The organism is Pantoea sp. ABR1s, assembly GCF_057812235.1.
The window spans coordinates 462,815-477,790 of the sequence record NZ_CM173823.1; the positions used below are offsets into that span (position 1 = coordinate 462,815).

Genomic DNA, 14,976 nt, shown 5'->3' on the forward strand with positions numbered 1-14,976 from the left:
GGTGAGTAAATAATGGCAAAGGCACCAGTTCGTGCACGTAAGCGTGTAAGAAAACAAGTCTCAGATGGCGTGGCTCATGTCCATGCTTCTTTTAACAACACCATCGTTACCATTACTGATCGTCAGGGTAACGCACTGGGTTGGGCAACCGCCGGTGGTTCCGGTTTCCGCGGTTCACGTAAATCCACTCCGTTTGCTGCTCAGGTCGCTGCAGAGCGCTGTGCAGAAGCGGTAAAAGATTACGGAATTAAGAACCTGGAAGTTATGGTAAAGGGTCCGGGTCCAGGTCGCGAATCTACGATTCGTGCTTTGAACGCCGCTGGTTTCCGCATCACTAATATTACTGATGTGACTCCGATCCCTCATAACGGTTGTCGTCCGCCGAAAAAACGTCGCGTATAACGCCCGTTTTTTTAGGATAGTTGGAGAAAGAAAATGGCAAGATATTTGGGTCCTAAGCTCAAGCTGAGCCGTCGTGAGGGCACTGACTTATTCCTTAAGTCTGGCGTTCGCGCGATTGATTCCAAGTGTAAGATTGAACAAGCCCCTGGTCAGCATGGTGCGCGTAAACCGCGTCTGTCTGATTACGGCGGTCAGTTACGTGAAAAGCAAAAAGTTCGTCGTATCTACGGCGTGCTGGAGCGTCAGTTCCGTAACTATTATAAAGAAGCAGCTCGTCTGAAAGGCAACACCGGTGAAAACCTGTTGGCTCTGCTGGAAGGTCGTCTGGACAACGTAGTTTATCGTATGGGCTTTGGTGCCACTCGTGCAGAAGCACGTCAGCTGGTTAGCCATAAGTCTGTTCTGGTAAATGGCCGCGTTGTTAACATCGCTTCTTATCAGGTATCTCCGAATGATGTCGTTAGCATCCGTGAGAAAGCCAAAAAGCAATCTCGCGTGAAGGCCGCTCTGGAGCTGGCTGAGCAGCGTGAAAAGCCAACCTGGCTGGAAGTTGATGCGACTAAGATGGAAGGTGTGTTCAAGCGTATTCCTGAACGTACTGATCTGTCTGCGGACATTAACGAACACCTGATCGTCGAGCTTTACTCCAAGTAAGGCTTAGTACCAAAGAGAGGACACAATGCAGGGTTCTGTGACAGAGTTTCTAAAACCGCGCCTGGTAGATATCGAGCAAGTGAGTTCGACGCACGCCAAGGTGACCCTTGAGCCTTTAGAGCGTGGCTTTGGCCATACTCTTGGTAACGCACTGCGCCGTATTCTGCTTTCATCCATGCCGGGTTGCGCGGTGACCGAGGTTGAAATTGATGGTGTACTTCATGAGTACAGCACCAAAGAGGGAGTACAGGAAGATATCCTGGAAATCCTGCTCAACCTGAAAGGGCTGGCGGTAAGAGTTCAGGGGAAAGATGAAGTTATTCTGACCTTGAATAAATCTGGCATTGGCCCTGTGACTGCAGCCGACATTACCCATGATGGTGATGTCGAAATCGTCAAGCCTCAGCATGTCATTTGCCATCTGACCGATGAGAACGCTGCTATCAGCATGCGTATCAAAGTTCAGCGTGGTCGTGGCTATGTGCCGGCTTCTGCCCGAATTCATTCGGAAGAAGATGAGCGCCCAATCGGCCGCCTGTTAGTTGACGCTTGCTACAGCCCTGTAGACCGTATCGCCTACAATGTTGAAGCAGCGCGTGTAGAGCAGCGCACCGACCTGGACAAGCTGGTCATCGAAATGGAAACCAACGGCACAATCGATCCTGAAGAGGCGATTCGTCGTGCGGCAACCATTCTGGCAGAACAACTTGAAGCTTTCGTTGACTTACGTGATGTACGTCAGCCGGAAGTTAAAGAAGAGAAACCAGAATTCGATCCGATCCTGCTGCGCCCTGTTGACGATCTGGAATTGACTGTCCGCTCTGCTAACTGCCTTAAGGCAGAAGCTATCCACTACATCGGTGATCTGGTACAGCGTACCGAGGTTGAGCTGCTTAAAACGCCTAACCTTGGTAAAAAATCTCTTACCGAGATTAAAGATGTGCTGGCTTCGCGTGGTCTTTCTCTGGGCATGCGCCTCGAGAACTGGCCGCCAGCAAGCATTGCTGATGAATAATCAGATCACAGGTTAAGGTTTCACTGAGAAGGATAAGGTCATGCGCCATCGTAAGAGTGGTCGTCAACTGAACCGCAACAGCAGCCATCGTCAGGCTATGTTCCGCAACATGGCCGGTTCTCTGGTTCGTCATGAGATCATCAAAACGACTCTGCCGAAAGCCAAAGAACTGCGTCGCGTAGTTGAGCCGCTGATTACTCTTGCCAAGACCGACAGCGTAGCTAATCGTCGTCTGGCATTCGCCCGTACTCGTGATAACGAGATCGTGGCAAAACTGTTTAATGAGCTGGGCCCGCGTTTCGCGAGCCGTGCCGGTGGTTACACTCGTATTCTGAAGTGTGGCTTCCGTGCTGGTGACAACGCTCCGATGGCTTACATCGAGCTGGTTGATCGTCCAGAAGCTCAAGCAGAAGCAGCCGCAGAGTAATCTGTAGCAACGTAAAAAACCCGCTTCGGCGGGTTTTTTATTGCCTGAAATTTACTACCTTAGAACTTACTCTTTTCATGTTCAAAGGAGCCAACTATGTGGCTGGTTGATGAACTTGCTGAACAGCACATTAAAGCGGCGCTGGAAAAAGGCGAGCTGAGTAATCTTCCCGGCTCTGGTAAGCCGCTGCAGCTGGATGATGACAGTCATGTTCCGCCTGAGTTAAGAGCGGGCTACCGTTTACTGAAAAATGCGGGCTTTCTGCCGCCGGAGCTTGAGCTCAGACGGGAAGCCATGGAAGTTAACGATCTTCTTCGTAACCTCGATCCTGCGGATCAAAATTATCAGGATCATTGCCATCGGCTTCAGGTGCTGGAGCTGAGATTACGCCAGGCGGGTATCAGTACCGATTTTCTTCATGGTAGTTATTCCACTGCTATTCAGAATCGTTTCCGCGAGGAGGAGTAAATGTTTCGCATCGGTCAGTTAGCTAAGCTTGCGGAGGTGACGCCAGACACTATCCGTTTTTATGAAAAGCAGCAGATGATGGATCATGATGGTCGTACGGAAGGTGGCTTTCGCCTTTACAGCGAGGGCGATCTTCAGCGTCTGAAATTTATTCGCTATGGCCGCAAACTGGGTTTCAGCCTTGAAGCGATCAGAGAGCTACTTTCGATCCGGGTTGATCCTGCGCACCACACCTGTCAGGAATCAAAAGCGATCGTTGAAAAACGGCTGAGCGAAGTTGCTCAGATGATCGCAGAATTAGAAACGATGCAGCGTTCTCTGCGACACCTTTCCGATGCCTGTTGTGGTGACAGTCACAGTAGCATTTCGTGCTCAATTCTTGAGGCGCTGGAGCGGGGAGAGGCTTCGAGCAAATAAGCATATTGTTATTTTGCTGCAAAGGAATAGAGTATCAGACCATTTCAACAGGAGGCGTCATGAGTAAATATCAGCACACCAAAGGGCAAATCCGCGATAACGCGATTCAGGCTCTGTTACACGACCCGCTATTTCGGCAACGCATCGAGCAGAAGCAAAAGGGTAAAGGTAGTTTTAAGCGGAAAGAGAAACATGGCAAGGGGACTGGATGGGAGGGCAGTGATAAGAAAGCGTCTTATCACTGCCCTTCTGCTTTTACGGTTAAAAAAACCGCCTGTGCGGCGGCTTATTAACTAGACCCGGGTATTCTGCTGTTTCAGCAGATCGCGGATTTCAGTCAGCAGAACTTCTTCGTTTGACGGTTTAGCCACTGGCTTCTCTACTTCTTTTTTCTTGTACAGACGATTCATTAACTTGATCGCCATAAAGATTGCGAAAGCGATGATGACGAAATCGAAGATGGTCTGAAGGAAGATACCGTACTGCATAACAACGGCTGGAGCATCACCAACTGCAGGCTTAAGTACCCAGGCGAATGATTTAAAATCCACACCACCAATCAGTAAGCCTAAAGGCGGCATAATGATGTTGGCGACTAACGATGAAACAATTTTACCGAATGCAGCACCGATGATGACACCGACGGCTAAATCCATCACATTGCCGCGCATTGCGAAATCGCGAAACTCTTTGATTAAACTCATACTTATCTCCTTGCCCAAGCCAATGCCATAAAGTCTAACAAACCCTACTGGTTTTGCCATCAACACAGCGAATTAAGCGGCAGTTTTGCGTTCCTTGTGTTCAGTTCGTCTATAAACGCGGCATTTACAGGAAAAATGGACTCGGCTGGAAGAGACGTTCCACATCTGATACAAACTTCTTGTCGGTCAGGAACATGATGACATGATCACCTTGTTCAATTCGCAGGTTATCATTGGCAATCATCACATCGTCTCCACGAACCACTGCGCCAATAATGGTGCCTGGCGGTAGTTTGATATCATCAATGGAGCGGCCGACCACGCGTGAAGTTGATTCGTCTCCGTGCGCTATCGCTTCGATCGCTTCTGCAATACCGCGTCGTAGCGATGAAACGCCCACGATATCCGCTTTGCGCACATGACCAAGCAGGGCAGAGATCGTGGCCTGCTGAGGTGAAATAGCGATATCGATAACGCTGCCTTGTACCAGATCGACGTAGGCGCGGCGCTGAATCAGCACCATAACCTTCTTCGCCCCCATCTTTTTTGCCAGCATGGCTGACATAATATTGGCTTCATCATCGTTGGTGACGGCGATAAAGAGATCAACCTGATCAACATGTTCTTCAGCGAGAAGTTCCTGATCTGACGCATCGCCATAAAAGACGACTGTGTCGTGAAGATGCTCTGCCAGTTCTGCTGCGCGCTGAGGGTTACGTTCAATCAGCTTCACGCTGTAATTTTTCTCAAGTTTTTGTGCCAGGCCGAAACCGATATTACCACCACCTACCAGCATAATCCGTTTATAAGGTTTCTCCAGCCGCTGCATTTCACTCATTACCGCACGAATGTTCTGACTGGCTGCAATGAAAAAGACTTCATCACCCGCTTCTACGATGGTTGAACCCTGCGGGCGAATGGGGCGATCCTGACGAAATATAGCGGCTACGCGAGTATCAATGTGTGGCATATGCTCACGCATGATCGACAGCGGATTTCCTACCAGTGGCCCGCCATAATAAGCTTTCACCACGGCGAGGCTGACTTTGCCTTCAGCAAAGTTAACGACCTGCAATGCGCCAGGGTACTGGATTAAACGATAGATATTGTCGATCACCAGCTGTTCAGGCGAGATTAGGTGATCGATAGGCACCGCTTCAGGAATAAATAATTTGTCCGCATCACGCAGATAATCGGCCGCGCGAATACGGGCGATACGATTCGGCGTATTGAAAAGCGAATAAGCAATCTGACAGGCAATCATGTTGGTTTCATCGGAGTTGGTTACGGCAACCAGCATGTCGGCATCTTCCGCACCCGCCTCACGTAAAATTCGTGGATGAGAACCATGACCCTGCACGACGCGAAGATCGAACTTATCCTGCAGGTGACGCAGGCGTGAAGAGTCGGTATCAACCACCGTGATATCGTTGTTTTCACCCACCAGATTTTCTGCCAGGGTTCCGCCAACCTGTCCTGCGCCCAGAATGATTATTTTCATCGCTTATCAATACTCATTTCAGTTTGTACCCGATTTTTTTATCAGCTTAGCGTAGAAGAAACCATCTCCGCCCTCGGCTTCCGGGAATACCTGTAAGCCGTTCGCGGGCGCATCTCTGAGGGGCTCTGCCTGCGCATCATGCTGGCGCTGCAGGAAAGCATCTATCTGTTGATGATTCTCTTCAGGCAGGATGGAACAGGTGGCATAAATCAGTGTACCGCCAGGTTTCAGGTGCAGCCAGATAGCATCAAGAATTTCACCCTGAAGCTTTGCCAGCTCGGCGATATCCCGATCGCGACGCAGCCACTTAATATCGGGATGGCGTCGGATCACACCGGTAGCAGAGCAGGGCGCATCCAGCAGAATACGGTCAAACTGACGATCGCCGCACCACTGTTGCGGCGTTCGTCCATCACCCTGTTTCACGTCTGCTTTCATACCCAGTCGTTGCAGATTCTCATTTACGCGTTTAAGACGCTGCGCATCCACGTCGACGGCCATAACTTCGGCCTGAGGCGCGATTTCAAGGATATGGGTCGTTTTACCGCCGGGCGCAGCGCATAAATCCAGAATCTGTTCGCCGTTTTGGGGCTCAAGCAGCAAGGCACAGCGCTGAGCAGATAAATCCTGCACGGTAACCCAACCCTGATCAAAGCCTGGTAGCTGGCTGACCGGGGCAGGGGCGTCAAGCCGCAGCGCATCCGGCACATCGACAGCAGGCTGTGCATTCCTGCCGCTTTCGGCCAGCATTGCCAGCCACGTGTCACGATCGTGGTGCTGGCGATTAACCCGCAGCCACATCGGCGGACGCAGATTATTTGCTTCGACAATCTGTTGCCATTGTTCCGGCCAGGCATGCTGCAAACGCTTTAGCAGCCATCCCGGATGCAGATAGCGCTGCGGGCCATCCTGAACAGTGGCGAGCAGCTCTTCCCGCTGCCGCTGAAACTGGCGTAATACGCCATTTAATAAGCCTTTCATACTGGTGCGCTTCAGTACTTCGGCGCCCGCGACGGTTTCTGCCAGTGCGGCATGGGCGGGCACTCGGGTATATTCCAGCTGATAAAGCCCGACCATGATCAGATAGTGCAGAACCCGCTGTTTGCCGGTAAGTGGACGCTCCATCAGTTTGCCAATGAGCGCTTCCAGCTGCGGTAATGTGCGCAATACGCCAAAACAGATCTCCTGCACTAACGCGCTATCTTTGTCAGAGAGCTTTTTCTGGGCGGCTGGCAGTGCCGTATTCAGGGATTCGCCCTTGTCGACCACACGCTCAATAAGTTGAGCCGAGAGGCTACGCAGGTTGATAGATTTAGTCATAGGGTTTTGTCATCAAACAAAAGGCCCGGTGAGGGACCGGGCCTGAGAGTCAGTCCAGAAGGGTTCCAGGTTCAAACCATTCCCGGCGCGAGTTGAGAAGATCCTGAGCCGACATCGGTTTTTTACCGGCGGGCTGCAACTGGAGCAGGTTCAGTACGCCCTGAGCCGTCGCCACCTGGATGCCATGCTTGTCAGCATGGATAATTTCACCAGGCGCACGATCGCTGTGGGGCAGAACGCTTGCCTGCCAGACTTTAACCGGCTGATCTTCAATGGTGAAAAAGCTCATCGGCCACGGGTTAAAAGCGCGAATACAACGCTCAAGCTGTTCTGCAGAGAGTGTCCAGTCAAGACGTGCCTCCTCTTTACTGAGTTTCTCAGCATAGTTGGCCAGCGTTTCATCCTGTTTTTCAGGTGAAGCCTGCTGAGTGGTCAGTAATGTCAGCGTATCCAGCAGCCCCTGTGGGCCAAGCTGTGCCAGCTTGTCATACAGCGTGGCACTGGTATCCTGGGCAGTAATCGGACAGGCCAGCTTATGCAGCATATCGCCGGTATCCAGTCCCACGTCCATCTGCATGATGGTCACGCCGGTTTCGCTGTCGCCAGCCCAGAGCGCACGTTGAATAGGCGCAGCTCCACGCCAGCGTGGCAGCAGTGAGCCATGGACATTGATGCATCCCAGACGTGGCATATCAAGCACGGCCTTGGGCAGAATTAATCCGTAGGCCACAACCACCATCACATCGGCCTTGAGGTCAGCAACCAGTTGCTGATTTTCTTCAGGTCGCAGTGACTTAGGCTGATAAACCGGAATGTCATGTGCCATCGCCAGCGTTTTGACCGGGCCTGGCGTTAATTTGTTACCGCGACCAGCAGGACGGTCGGGTTGGGTGAATACGCCGATAACCTGATGTTCAGAAGCAAGCAGCGCGTCAAGATGACGCGCTGCAAAGTCAGGTGTGCCGGCAAAGATGATTTTTAGCGGGGCAGACACGTTTATCCCTTATTAAGATCTCAGGAAGCCTGCGCGTTCTGACGCGCCAGTTTCTCTAATTTATTTTTGATCCGTTGCCGCTTTAAAGGCGACAGATAATCGATAAACAGTTTGCCTTCCAGATGATCGATCTCATGCTGGATACAGATGGCCAGTAACTCGCTGGCTTCCAGTTCGAAACTTTTACCCTCGCGATCCAGTGCACGGACCTTTACCCGCTCGGCACGCGGAACAAATGCGCGCTGTTCCGGAATAGAGAGGCAACCCTCTTCAATGCCGGTTTCACCACTTTTTTCCAGCAGCTCAGGGTTAATCAGCACTAAACGCTCTTCACGACTTTCAGAGACGTCAATCACGATAATGCGCTGATGAATATCGACCTGCGTAGCCGCAAGACCGATACCTTCTTCGGCATACATCGTCTCGAACATATCATCAACGATACGCTGAATGTCTGCGTTAACTTCTTTAACGGGCGCAGCAACTTTGCGAAGACGCTCGTCAGGGAAATGTAATACCTGCAAAACTGACATAAATATCCAGATCTGTATTCGGTTAAGAAAAGATTACTACCTTATATTGTAGACTTTTCGAGGCCTGATTGACAGCATTCTGCGGCAGGAAGCAAGGGCGATCAGGGAGCTGAAGATGGACAAAATAGCGCAGTCTGTACGGCTGGCCGCCGTCACTGGAATGACAGGGAAACGCTGGGTTGATGTGGCGCAGCAAATAGGTGCCGGACAGGCAGACAGGGAGCAGCTTATCCGGCTTGGCTTAGATGAGAGCCAGTGCCAGCAATATGATGATTTTAATGAAAAAAATCTTACAGAAGTCTATTCCTGGCTGGCTCAGAGTCCGGCTCATCATCTGGTAACTGCTCTGGACGCGGCCTATCCTGCCCGTCTTAAAGAAACCAACCGCTTTCCGCCGCTGCTCTATATTGATGGCGATCCTGCGCTTATCAGCACACCACAGTTAGCGGTGGTGGGCAGCCGAAACTGTTCACACTATGGCCGCTACTGGTGCGACTGGTTTACCCAGCACTTAAGCCTCAGCGGTCTGACCATTACCAGCGGACTGGCAAGGGGTATTGATGGTGTTGCGCATCAGGCAGCACTCAACGTAGGCGGTAAAACGGTGGCCGTGTTAGGTAGTGGTTTGCAGCGGCTCTATCCCAGCAATCATGCCCATCTTGCCGCAGAGATCGTTGAACAGGGTGGAGCGGTGGTTTCTGAGTTTCCGCTGACGACCCTGCCGCATCCGCTTAATTTTCCGCGCCGTAATCGTATTATCAGCGGCCTGAGCCATGGGGTGCTGGTGGTAGAAGCCTCGCTGAAGAGTGGTTCCCTGGTAACGGCGCGGTATGGGCTGGAGCAAAATCGTAATGTCTATGCCTTACCTGGCGCGCTCGGTAACCCGTTAAGCGAAGGCGTAAACTGGCTGATTCAGCAGGGGGCGCTGCTGGTGGCCCATCCCCATAACATCGTGGAAGATCTGGCAAGTGCACTTAACTGGCTGCCGATGACACCGGCCGGTGAAATTTATTCTGAGGTGAGTGACGATGCTCCATTGCCATTTGCTGATGTGTTGGCTAACGTAGGTGATGATGTTACACCTGTTGACGTTGTCGCTGAACGTGCCGGCCAATCTGTGCCAGTTATCTCAGCTCAGTTGCTGGAACTGGAGTTAGCAGGATGGATCGCAGCTGTACCCGGCGGCTATGTCCGATTGAGGAGGGCATGCCATGTTCGACGTACTGATGTATTTGTTTGAGACATATATCCACAACGAAGCAGAAATGGGTGTTGATCAGGACAGATTGACAGACGACCTGACGGATGCCGGGTTCCATCGTGAAGATATTTACAGTGCGCTGAACTGGTTAGAAAGATTGGCTGACTATCAGGAAGGACTGGTTGCGCCAATTTTACTGACAAATGATCCGCTCTCCATGCGTATTTATACCGATGAAGAGAGCAAACGTTTAGATGCTGACAGCCGTGGTTTCCTGCTGTTCCTGGAGCAGATTCAGGTGCTGAACCTGGAAACGCGTGAAATGGTCATCGAACGCATTATGGCGCTGGATACCTCTGAGTTTGACCTGGAGGATCTCAAATGGGTGGTACTGATGGTGTTGTTCAACATTCCCGGATGTGAAAATGCCTATCAGCAGATGGAAGAACTGCTATTCGACGCCAATGAAGGTATGCTGCATTAAATTTCCTTTCATGCATTGATCGCTATGAGTAAAGCTGCACTCTTCACCGTGCGTAAACAGGATCCCTGCCCCGCTTGCGGGGCAGAACTGGTTATCCGCTCCGGTAAACACGGTCCTTTTCTGGGCTGCGCGAACTACCCGGCATGCGACTACATTCGACCCTTAAAGGGTCAGGCCGATGGTCATGTGGTCAAAGTGCTGGAAGGCCACGCCTGTCCCGAATGCGGTGCGGATAAAGTGTTGCGGCAGGGGCGATTTGGCATGTTCATTGGCTGTAGCCTCTATCCGGAATGCGGATACACCGAAACCATCGACAAACCAGATGAAACCTCGCTGGCCTGTCCACAGTGCCATGAAGGCCGGTTAGTTCAGCGGCGCTCCCGTTACGGCAAAACGTTTCACTCCTGCGATCGCTATCCAGCCTGCCAGTTTGTTGTGAATCTGACACCCGTTGCCGGAATCTGTCCTTATTGCCAGTATCCGCTATTAGTTGAAAAAAAGACGGCCCAAGGGATCAAACGCTTTTGCGCCAGTAAAAGTTGTGGCAAAGCCATTGCTGAAGAGAATTCATAGACCATGGAAAATCAACACCTCGCCGATTCACTTGAAACCTGCTTAGAGCAGCTGAATCGACAGGCGGTCATCGCCTATCCTACTGAAGCCGTATTTGGTCTGGGCTGTGACCCTGACAGTGAATCTGCCGTCATGGCTTTACTGGCGCTGAAACAGCGTCCGGTAGAAAAGGGGCTTATCCTGATTGCGGCTGATTACACCCAGCTGGAACCTTACATCTCCGCTCGGGAACTGTCTGTGATCCAGCGTGAGCGGATGTTTGCATGCTGGCCCGGCCCGGTGACCTTTGTCGTACCCGTTCCGCCACAAACGCCTCGCTGGCTTACCGGACAGTTTGATTCACTGGCCATTCGCGTCAGTGACCATCCTGATGTGCAGGCCCTTTGCCGCGCATTTGGTAAACCGCTGGTCTCAACCAGTGCAAATCTGTCAGGCCTGCCTCCCTGCCGAACGGCTGAAGAAGTGAAGCAGCAGTTTGGTGAGCAGTTCCCGGTTCTGTCGGGAAAAACGGGTGGGCGGCTCAATCCCTCTGAAATCCGCGATGTCATCAGCGGCGAACTTATACGTCAGGGCTAATTCATGGATCAATTCGCCGTTTTCGGTAATCCGATCAACCACAGTAAATCTCCGCTGATCCATCAGGCTTTCGCTGAACAGACGGGCATTGAACATCGCTATGGTCGGATTTGTGCCCCGATAGATGGTTTTCCTCAGGCGCTCTCTGCCTTTTTCGAACAGGGAGGCCGTGGCGCCAACGTGACGTTACCTTTTAAACAGCAGGCATGGGAATTTGCCGATCAGCTCAGCGAACGTGCAGCCCTGTCCGGCGCGGTAAACACGGTGAAAAAACTCAGCGATGGGCAGATCCTGGGTGACAACACGGATGGTATCGGGCTGTTAAGCGATCTTGAACGGCTGAAGATGATCAACTCTGGTGACAAGGTATTGCTGGTGGGGGCGGGCGGTGCTGCACGTGGGGTCATTCTGCCGCTTCTCTCAGCAGGCGTGACACTCACTGTTGTTAACCGTACCGCCGCGCGGGCGGAAGAGCTGGCTGGCCTGTTTGCAGCGAGCGGCACTATCCGCGCATGTGGTTTTGAGCAGCTGGCAGATCAGCACTTTGATCTGATCATTAATGCGACCTCAAGCGGCGTGAATGGCGAAACCCCTCCTTTACCTGCAGCAGTCATTCATGCTGATGTGCGCTGTTATGACATGTTTTATCAAAGCGGGCTGACGCCTTTCCTGCGCTGGTGTCAGGCGCAGGGCACGGCTCATCTGGCAGATGGTTTGGGCATGCTGGTGGGGCAGGCTGCTCATGCCTTCTATCTGTGGCACGGTGTGATGCCGGAAATCGCGCCGGTGATTACCCAGCTTAAACAGGCCATGCAGCCATGAATCAGGCGATACAGTTTCCTGATGATGAAACCTATAATGCTGAACTGAACGCGGTCTGTTTCCCGGTGCTGGTCAACGGCATGCGGCTGACCTGTGCAATCAGCGGGAAGTCGCTGGCTTCACGTTTTGGTGAAGGGGAGGCGATGGCGCTGTTTCAGCACCATCGCTGGGATCTGGAAGATGAGGCCGAAGCGGCTATCCGTCAGGATAATATTGATGCTCAGGGCTGGATCTGGTTATCTCCCGCCAGGTAATCCTCTTTCCAGGCGACATAATTATTAGCGGAATAGCGTAAACCTTCCTTCTCATTGTCATTCAGCGGCCTGATCTGCCTGACCGGACTACCCAGATAGAGATAGCCGCTCTCCAGTCTTTTACCTGGCGGCACCAGACTTCCGGCACCAATCATCACCTCTTCTTCTACTATTACGCCATCAAGCAGAATCGATCCCATTCCGACCAGCACGCGATCGCTAATGGTACAGCCGTGCAACATCGCTTTATGCCCGATCGTGACATCCTCGCCAATAATAAGAGGGAAGCCTTGCGGGTTAGACGCTGATTTATGCGTAACGTGCAGAACGCTGCCGTCCTGTACATTAGTACGGGCACCAATGCGCACCTGATTCACATCCCCCCTAATCGCAACCAGCGGCCAGATGCTCACGTCGTCCTCCATTATGACATCACCGACCACAACACTGCTTGGATCGACCATAACGCGCTGGCCGGTTTGCGGGAAAAGGTCTTTATATGGACGTAGGGCGGAAGTCATCATGTTCTCCTTTGTTCTGTTTTCAATGCAGCCTGATGCGATTTCAGGCAGCTGACAAGCCAATTCTGGCCTGGATCGCTGGCGATCTCATCAATCTGGATCATTTATAACCGTTCAGATAAAAGATCCAAAAAAAGGGTTGTGCTCTGAAACGGGATCCCTATAATGCGCCTCCATCGACACGGAACACCGGCAACGGGATGACAGGTTGAGAGGCACAGGAGACTGCGCCGCCGGAGAAAAACTTCTGAAATAGAGGTTGACTCTGCAGGAGGAAAGCGTAATATACGCCACCTCGCGACAGGACGCTAACGCACTGTTCGCACTGCTCTTTAACAATTTATCAGACAATCTGTGTGGGCACTCGCAGGATTGATATCAGCGTCTCCGGACGTAAAAAATATCAAGCCTCACGAGTGAACACATAATGAAATTCATTATGACGTTTTACAGATGAGCACCGCTTAACTTGTTTAAGCAAATCAAACTTAAATTGAAGAGTTTGATCATGGCTCAGATTGAACGCTGGCGGCAGGCCTAACACATGCAAGTCGGACGGTAGCACAGAGAGCTTGCTCTTGGGTGACGAGTGGCGGACGGGTGAGTAATGTCTGGGGATCTGCCCGATAGAGGGGGATAACCACTGGAAACGGTGGCTAATACCGCATAACGTCGCAAGACCAAAGAGGGGGACCTTCGGGCCTCTCACTATCGGATGAACCCAGATGGGATTAGCTAGTAGGCGGGGTAATGGCCCACCTAGGCGACGATCCCTAGCTGGTCTGAGAGGATGACCAGCCACACTGGAACTGAGACACGGTCCAGACTCCTACGGGAGGCAGCAGTGGGGAATATTGCACAATGGGCGCAAGCCTGATGCAGCCATGCCGCGTGTATGAAGAAGGCCTTCGGGTTGTAAAGTACTTTCAGCGGGGAGGAAGGCGATGGGGTTAATAACCTTATCGATTGACGTTACCCGCAGAAGAAGCACCGGCTAACTCCGTGCCAGCAGCCGCGGTAATACGGAGGGTGCAAGCGTTAATCGGAATTACTGGGCGTAAAGCGCACGCAGGCGGTCTGTTAAGTCAGATGTGAAATCCCCGGGCTTAACCTGGGAACTGCATTTGAAACTGGCAGGCTTGAGTCTTGTAGAGGGGGGTAGAATTCCAGGTGTAGCGGTGAAATGCGTAGAGATCTGGAGGAATACCGGTGGCGAAGGCGGCCCCCTGGACAAAGACTGACGCTCAGGTGCGAAAGCGTGGGGAGCAAACAGGATTAGATACCCTGGTAGTCCACGCCGTAAACGATGTCGACTTGGAGGTTGTTCCCTTGAGGAGTGGCTTCCGGAGCTAACGCGTTAAGTCGACCGCCTGGGGAGTACGGCCGCAAGGTTAAAACTCAAATGAATTGACGGGGGCCCGCACAAGCGGTGGAGCATGTGGTTTAATTCGATGCAACGCGAAGAACCTTACCTACTCTTGACATCCAGCGAACTTAGCAGAGATGCTTTGGTGCCTTCGGGAACGCTGAGACAGGTGCTGCATGGCTGTCGTCAGCTCGTGTTGTGAAATGTTGGGTTAAGTCCCGCAACGAGCGCAACCCTTATCCTTTGTTGCCAGCGATTCGGTCGGGAACTCAAAGGAGACTGCCGGTGATAAACCGGAGGAAGGTGGGGATGACGTCAAGTCATCATGGCCCTTACGAGTAGGGCTACACACGTGCTACAATGGCGCATACAAAGAGAAGCGACCTCGCGAGAGCAAGCGGACCTCACAAAGTGCGTCGTAGTCCGGATCGGAGTCTGCAACTCGACTCCGTGAAGTCGGAATCGCTAGTAATCGTGGATCAGAATGCCACGGTGAATACGTTCCCGGGCCTTGTACACACCGCCCGTCACACCATGGGAGTGGGTTGCAAAAGAAGTAGGTAGCTTAACCTTCGGGAGGGCGCTTACCACTTTGTGATTCATGACTGGGGTGAAGTCGTAACAAGGTAACCGTAGGGGAACCTGCGGTTGGATCACCTCCTTACCTGAAGATACCTTCCCGCGCAGTGTCCACACAGATTGTCTGATAAAAAGTAATGAGCAGGACGGCTGCGAAGTCGTGAC

19 protein-coding genes and 1 rRNA gene are annotated in these 14,976 nt (G+C 52.0%); 14 read left to right on the forward strand and 6 right to left on the reverse strand.

Translation table 11 applies throughout. From position 1 onward, the window contains the following. Nucleotides 1-12 precede the first annotated feature (12 nt). The 7 genes from rpsK to ACXKZD_RS02265 all read left to right on the forward strand — a co-directional run bounded on the left by rpsK (nucleotide 13) and on the right by ACXKZD_RS02265 (nucleotide 3,676). The gene (rpsK, locus tag ACXKZD_RS02235) at nucleotides 13-402 is read left to right on the forward strand and encodes a 30S ribosomal protein S11 (protein WP_004160563.1); all 390 of its coding nucleotides are present in this window, start codon (nucleotides 13-15) and stop codon (nucleotides 400-402) included. A gap of 33 nt (nucleotides 403-435) precedes the next feature. After that, nucleotides 436-1,056, forward strand: coding sequence for a 30S ribosomal protein S4 (gene rpsD / locus ACXKZD_RS02240; protein WP_008927131.1), 621 nt, complete (start codon nucleotides 436-438; stop codon nucleotides 1,054-1,056). Nucleotides 1,057-1,081: 25 nt separating this feature from the next. Then, a complete protein-coding gene (locus ACXKZD_RS02245) occupies nucleotides 1,082-2,071 on the forward strand; it encodes a DNA-directed RNA polymerase subunit alpha (RefSeq protein ID WP_003850179.1) in 990 nt (329 codons plus the stop codon). A 40-nt stretch (nucleotides 2,072-2,111) separates the two neighbouring features. Beyond that, a complete protein-coding gene (gene rplQ, locus ACXKZD_RS02250; RefSeq protein ID WP_003850180.1) occupies nucleotides 2,112-2,498 on the forward strand; it encodes a 50S ribosomal protein L17 in 387 nt (128 codons plus the stop codon). 96 nt (nucleotides 2,499-2,594) lie between these two features. Continuing rightward, nucleotides 2,595-2,966 carry a DnaJ family domain-containing protein gene (locus tag ACXKZD_RS02255; protein WP_429323665.1) on the forward strand — a complete coding sequence of 124 codons (372 nt, stop codon included), beginning with the start codon at nucleotides 2,595-2,597 and terminating at the stop codon, nucleotides 2,964-2,966. Next, the gene (zntR, locus tag ACXKZD_RS02260; RefSeq protein ID WP_010252765.1) at nucleotides 2,967-3,383 is read left to right on the forward strand and encodes a Zn(2+)-responsive transcriptional regulator; all 417 of its coding nucleotides are present in this window, start codon (nucleotides 2,967-2,969) and stop codon (nucleotides 3,381-3,383) included. A gap of 59 nt (nucleotides 3,384-3,442) precedes the next feature. Beyond that, complete coding sequence (locus ACXKZD_RS02265; protein WP_010252762.1) at nucleotides 3,443-3,676, forward strand: alternative ribosome-rescue factor A; 234 nt, start codon at nucleotides 3,443-3,445, stop codon at nucleotides 3,674-3,676. Here the strand turns inward: ACXKZD_RS02265 and mscL are convergent, their stop codons facing one another. The 5 genes from mscL to def all read right to left on the reverse strand — a co-directional run bounded on the left by mscL (nucleotide 3,677) and on the right by def (nucleotide 8,435). Continuing rightward, nucleotides 3,677-4,087, reverse strand: coding sequence for a large-conductance mechanosensitive channel protein MscL (mscL, locus tag ACXKZD_RS02270; protein WP_022625142.1), 411 nt, complete (start codon nucleotides 4,085-4,087; stop codon nucleotides 3,677-3,679). It abuts the gene before it with no gap. A gap of 124 nt (nucleotides 4,088-4,211) precedes the next feature. Further along, nucleotides 4,212-5,588 carry a Trk system potassium transporter TrkA gene (gene trkA / locus ACXKZD_RS02275; RefSeq protein ID WP_010252756.1) on the reverse strand — a complete coding sequence of 459 codons (1,377 nt, stop codon included), beginning with the start codon at nucleotides 5,586-5,588 and terminating at the stop codon, nucleotides 4,212-4,214. 18 nt (nucleotides 5,589-5,606) lie between these two features. After that, the gene (gene rsmB / locus ACXKZD_RS02280; RefSeq protein WP_022625143.1) at nucleotides 5,607-6,908 is read right to left on the reverse strand and encodes a 16S rRNA (cytosine(967)-C(5))-methyltransferase RsmB; all 1,302 of its coding nucleotides are present in this window, start codon (nucleotides 6,906-6,908) and stop codon (nucleotides 5,607-5,609) included. A gap of 49 nt (nucleotides 6,909-6,957) precedes the next feature. Then, nucleotides 6,958-7,902 carry a methionyl-tRNA formyltransferase gene (gene fmt, locus ACXKZD_RS02285; protein ID WP_158131344.1) on the reverse strand — a complete coding sequence of 315 codons (945 nt, stop codon included), beginning with the start codon at nucleotides 7,900-7,902 and terminating at the stop codon, nucleotides 6,958-6,960. 20 nt (nucleotides 7,903-7,922) lie between these two features. Next, entirely contained in the window at nucleotides 7,923-8,435 is a 513-nt protein-coding gene (def, locus tag ACXKZD_RS02290) for a peptide deformylase (protein WP_010252747.1), read from the reverse strand. A 115-nt stretch (nucleotides 8,436-8,550) separates the two neighbouring features. On the opposite strand from def, the gene dprA reads away from it, so the two are divergent. From dprA to ACXKZD_RS02320, 6 genes are read left to right on the forward strand one after another with little or no spacing between them, the layout of a single operon-like run. Beyond that, complete coding sequence (gene dprA, locus ACXKZD_RS02295) at nucleotides 8,551-9,675, forward strand: DNA-protecting protein DprA (protein ID WP_050680332.1); 1,125 nt, start codon at nucleotides 8,551-8,553, stop codon at nucleotides 9,673-9,675. Further along, on the forward strand, nucleotides 9,647-10,120 hold the full coding sequence (gene smg, locus ACXKZD_RS02300; protein WP_010252741.1) for a DUF494 family protein Smg: 474 nt from the start codon (nucleotides 9,647-9,649) through the stop codon (nucleotides 10,118-10,120). The genes dprA and smg overlap by 29 nt, the downstream gene beginning before the upstream one ends. A 24-nt stretch (nucleotides 10,121-10,144) precedes the next feature. After that, a complete protein-coding gene (locus ACXKZD_RS02305) occupies nucleotides 10,145-10,693 on the forward strand; it encodes a DNA topoisomerase family protein (protein ID WP_010252738.1) in 549 nt (182 codons plus the stop codon). 3 nt (nucleotides 10,694-10,696) lie between these two features. Further along, nucleotides 10,697-11,269: an L-threonylcarbamoyladenylate synthase type 1 TsaC gene (gene tsaC / locus ACXKZD_RS02310; RefSeq protein WP_010252735.1), complete on the forward strand. Its 573-nt coding sequence runs from the start codon at nucleotides 10,697-10,699 to the stop codon at nucleotides 11,267-11,269. Between the two features lie 3 nt (nucleotides 11,270-11,272). Further along, a complete protein-coding gene (gene aroE, locus ACXKZD_RS02315; RefSeq protein ID WP_337037867.1) occupies nucleotides 11,273-12,091 on the forward strand; it encodes a shikimate dehydrogenase in 819 nt (272 codons plus the stop codon). Further along, nucleotides 12,088-12,345, forward strand: a complete 258-nt coding sequence (locus ACXKZD_RS02320) for a DUF1488 family protein (protein ID WP_033772956.1) — start codon at nucleotides 12,088-12,090, stop codon at nucleotides 12,343-12,345. The genes aroE and ACXKZD_RS02320 overlap by 4 nt, the downstream gene beginning before the upstream one ends. On the opposite strand, the gene ACXKZD_RS02325 is transcribed toward ACXKZD_RS02320, so the two are convergent. Next, a complete protein-coding gene (locus tag ACXKZD_RS02325; RefSeq protein ID WP_488982076.1) occupies nucleotides 12,312-12,866 on the reverse strand; it encodes a gamma carbonic anhydrase family protein in 555 nt (184 codons plus the stop codon). The two genes, ACXKZD_RS02320 and ACXKZD_RS02325, sit on opposite strands and share 34 nt — an antisense overlap. A gap of 490 nt (nucleotides 12,867-13,356) precedes the next feature. Between ACXKZD_RS02325 and ACXKZD_RS02330 the strand changes: the two genes are divergently transcribed. After that, nucleotides 13,357-14,896: ribosomal RNA gene (locus tag ACXKZD_RS02330) — 16S ribosomal RNA — on the forward strand. Nucleotides 14,897-14,976: the final 80 nt, after the last annotated feature.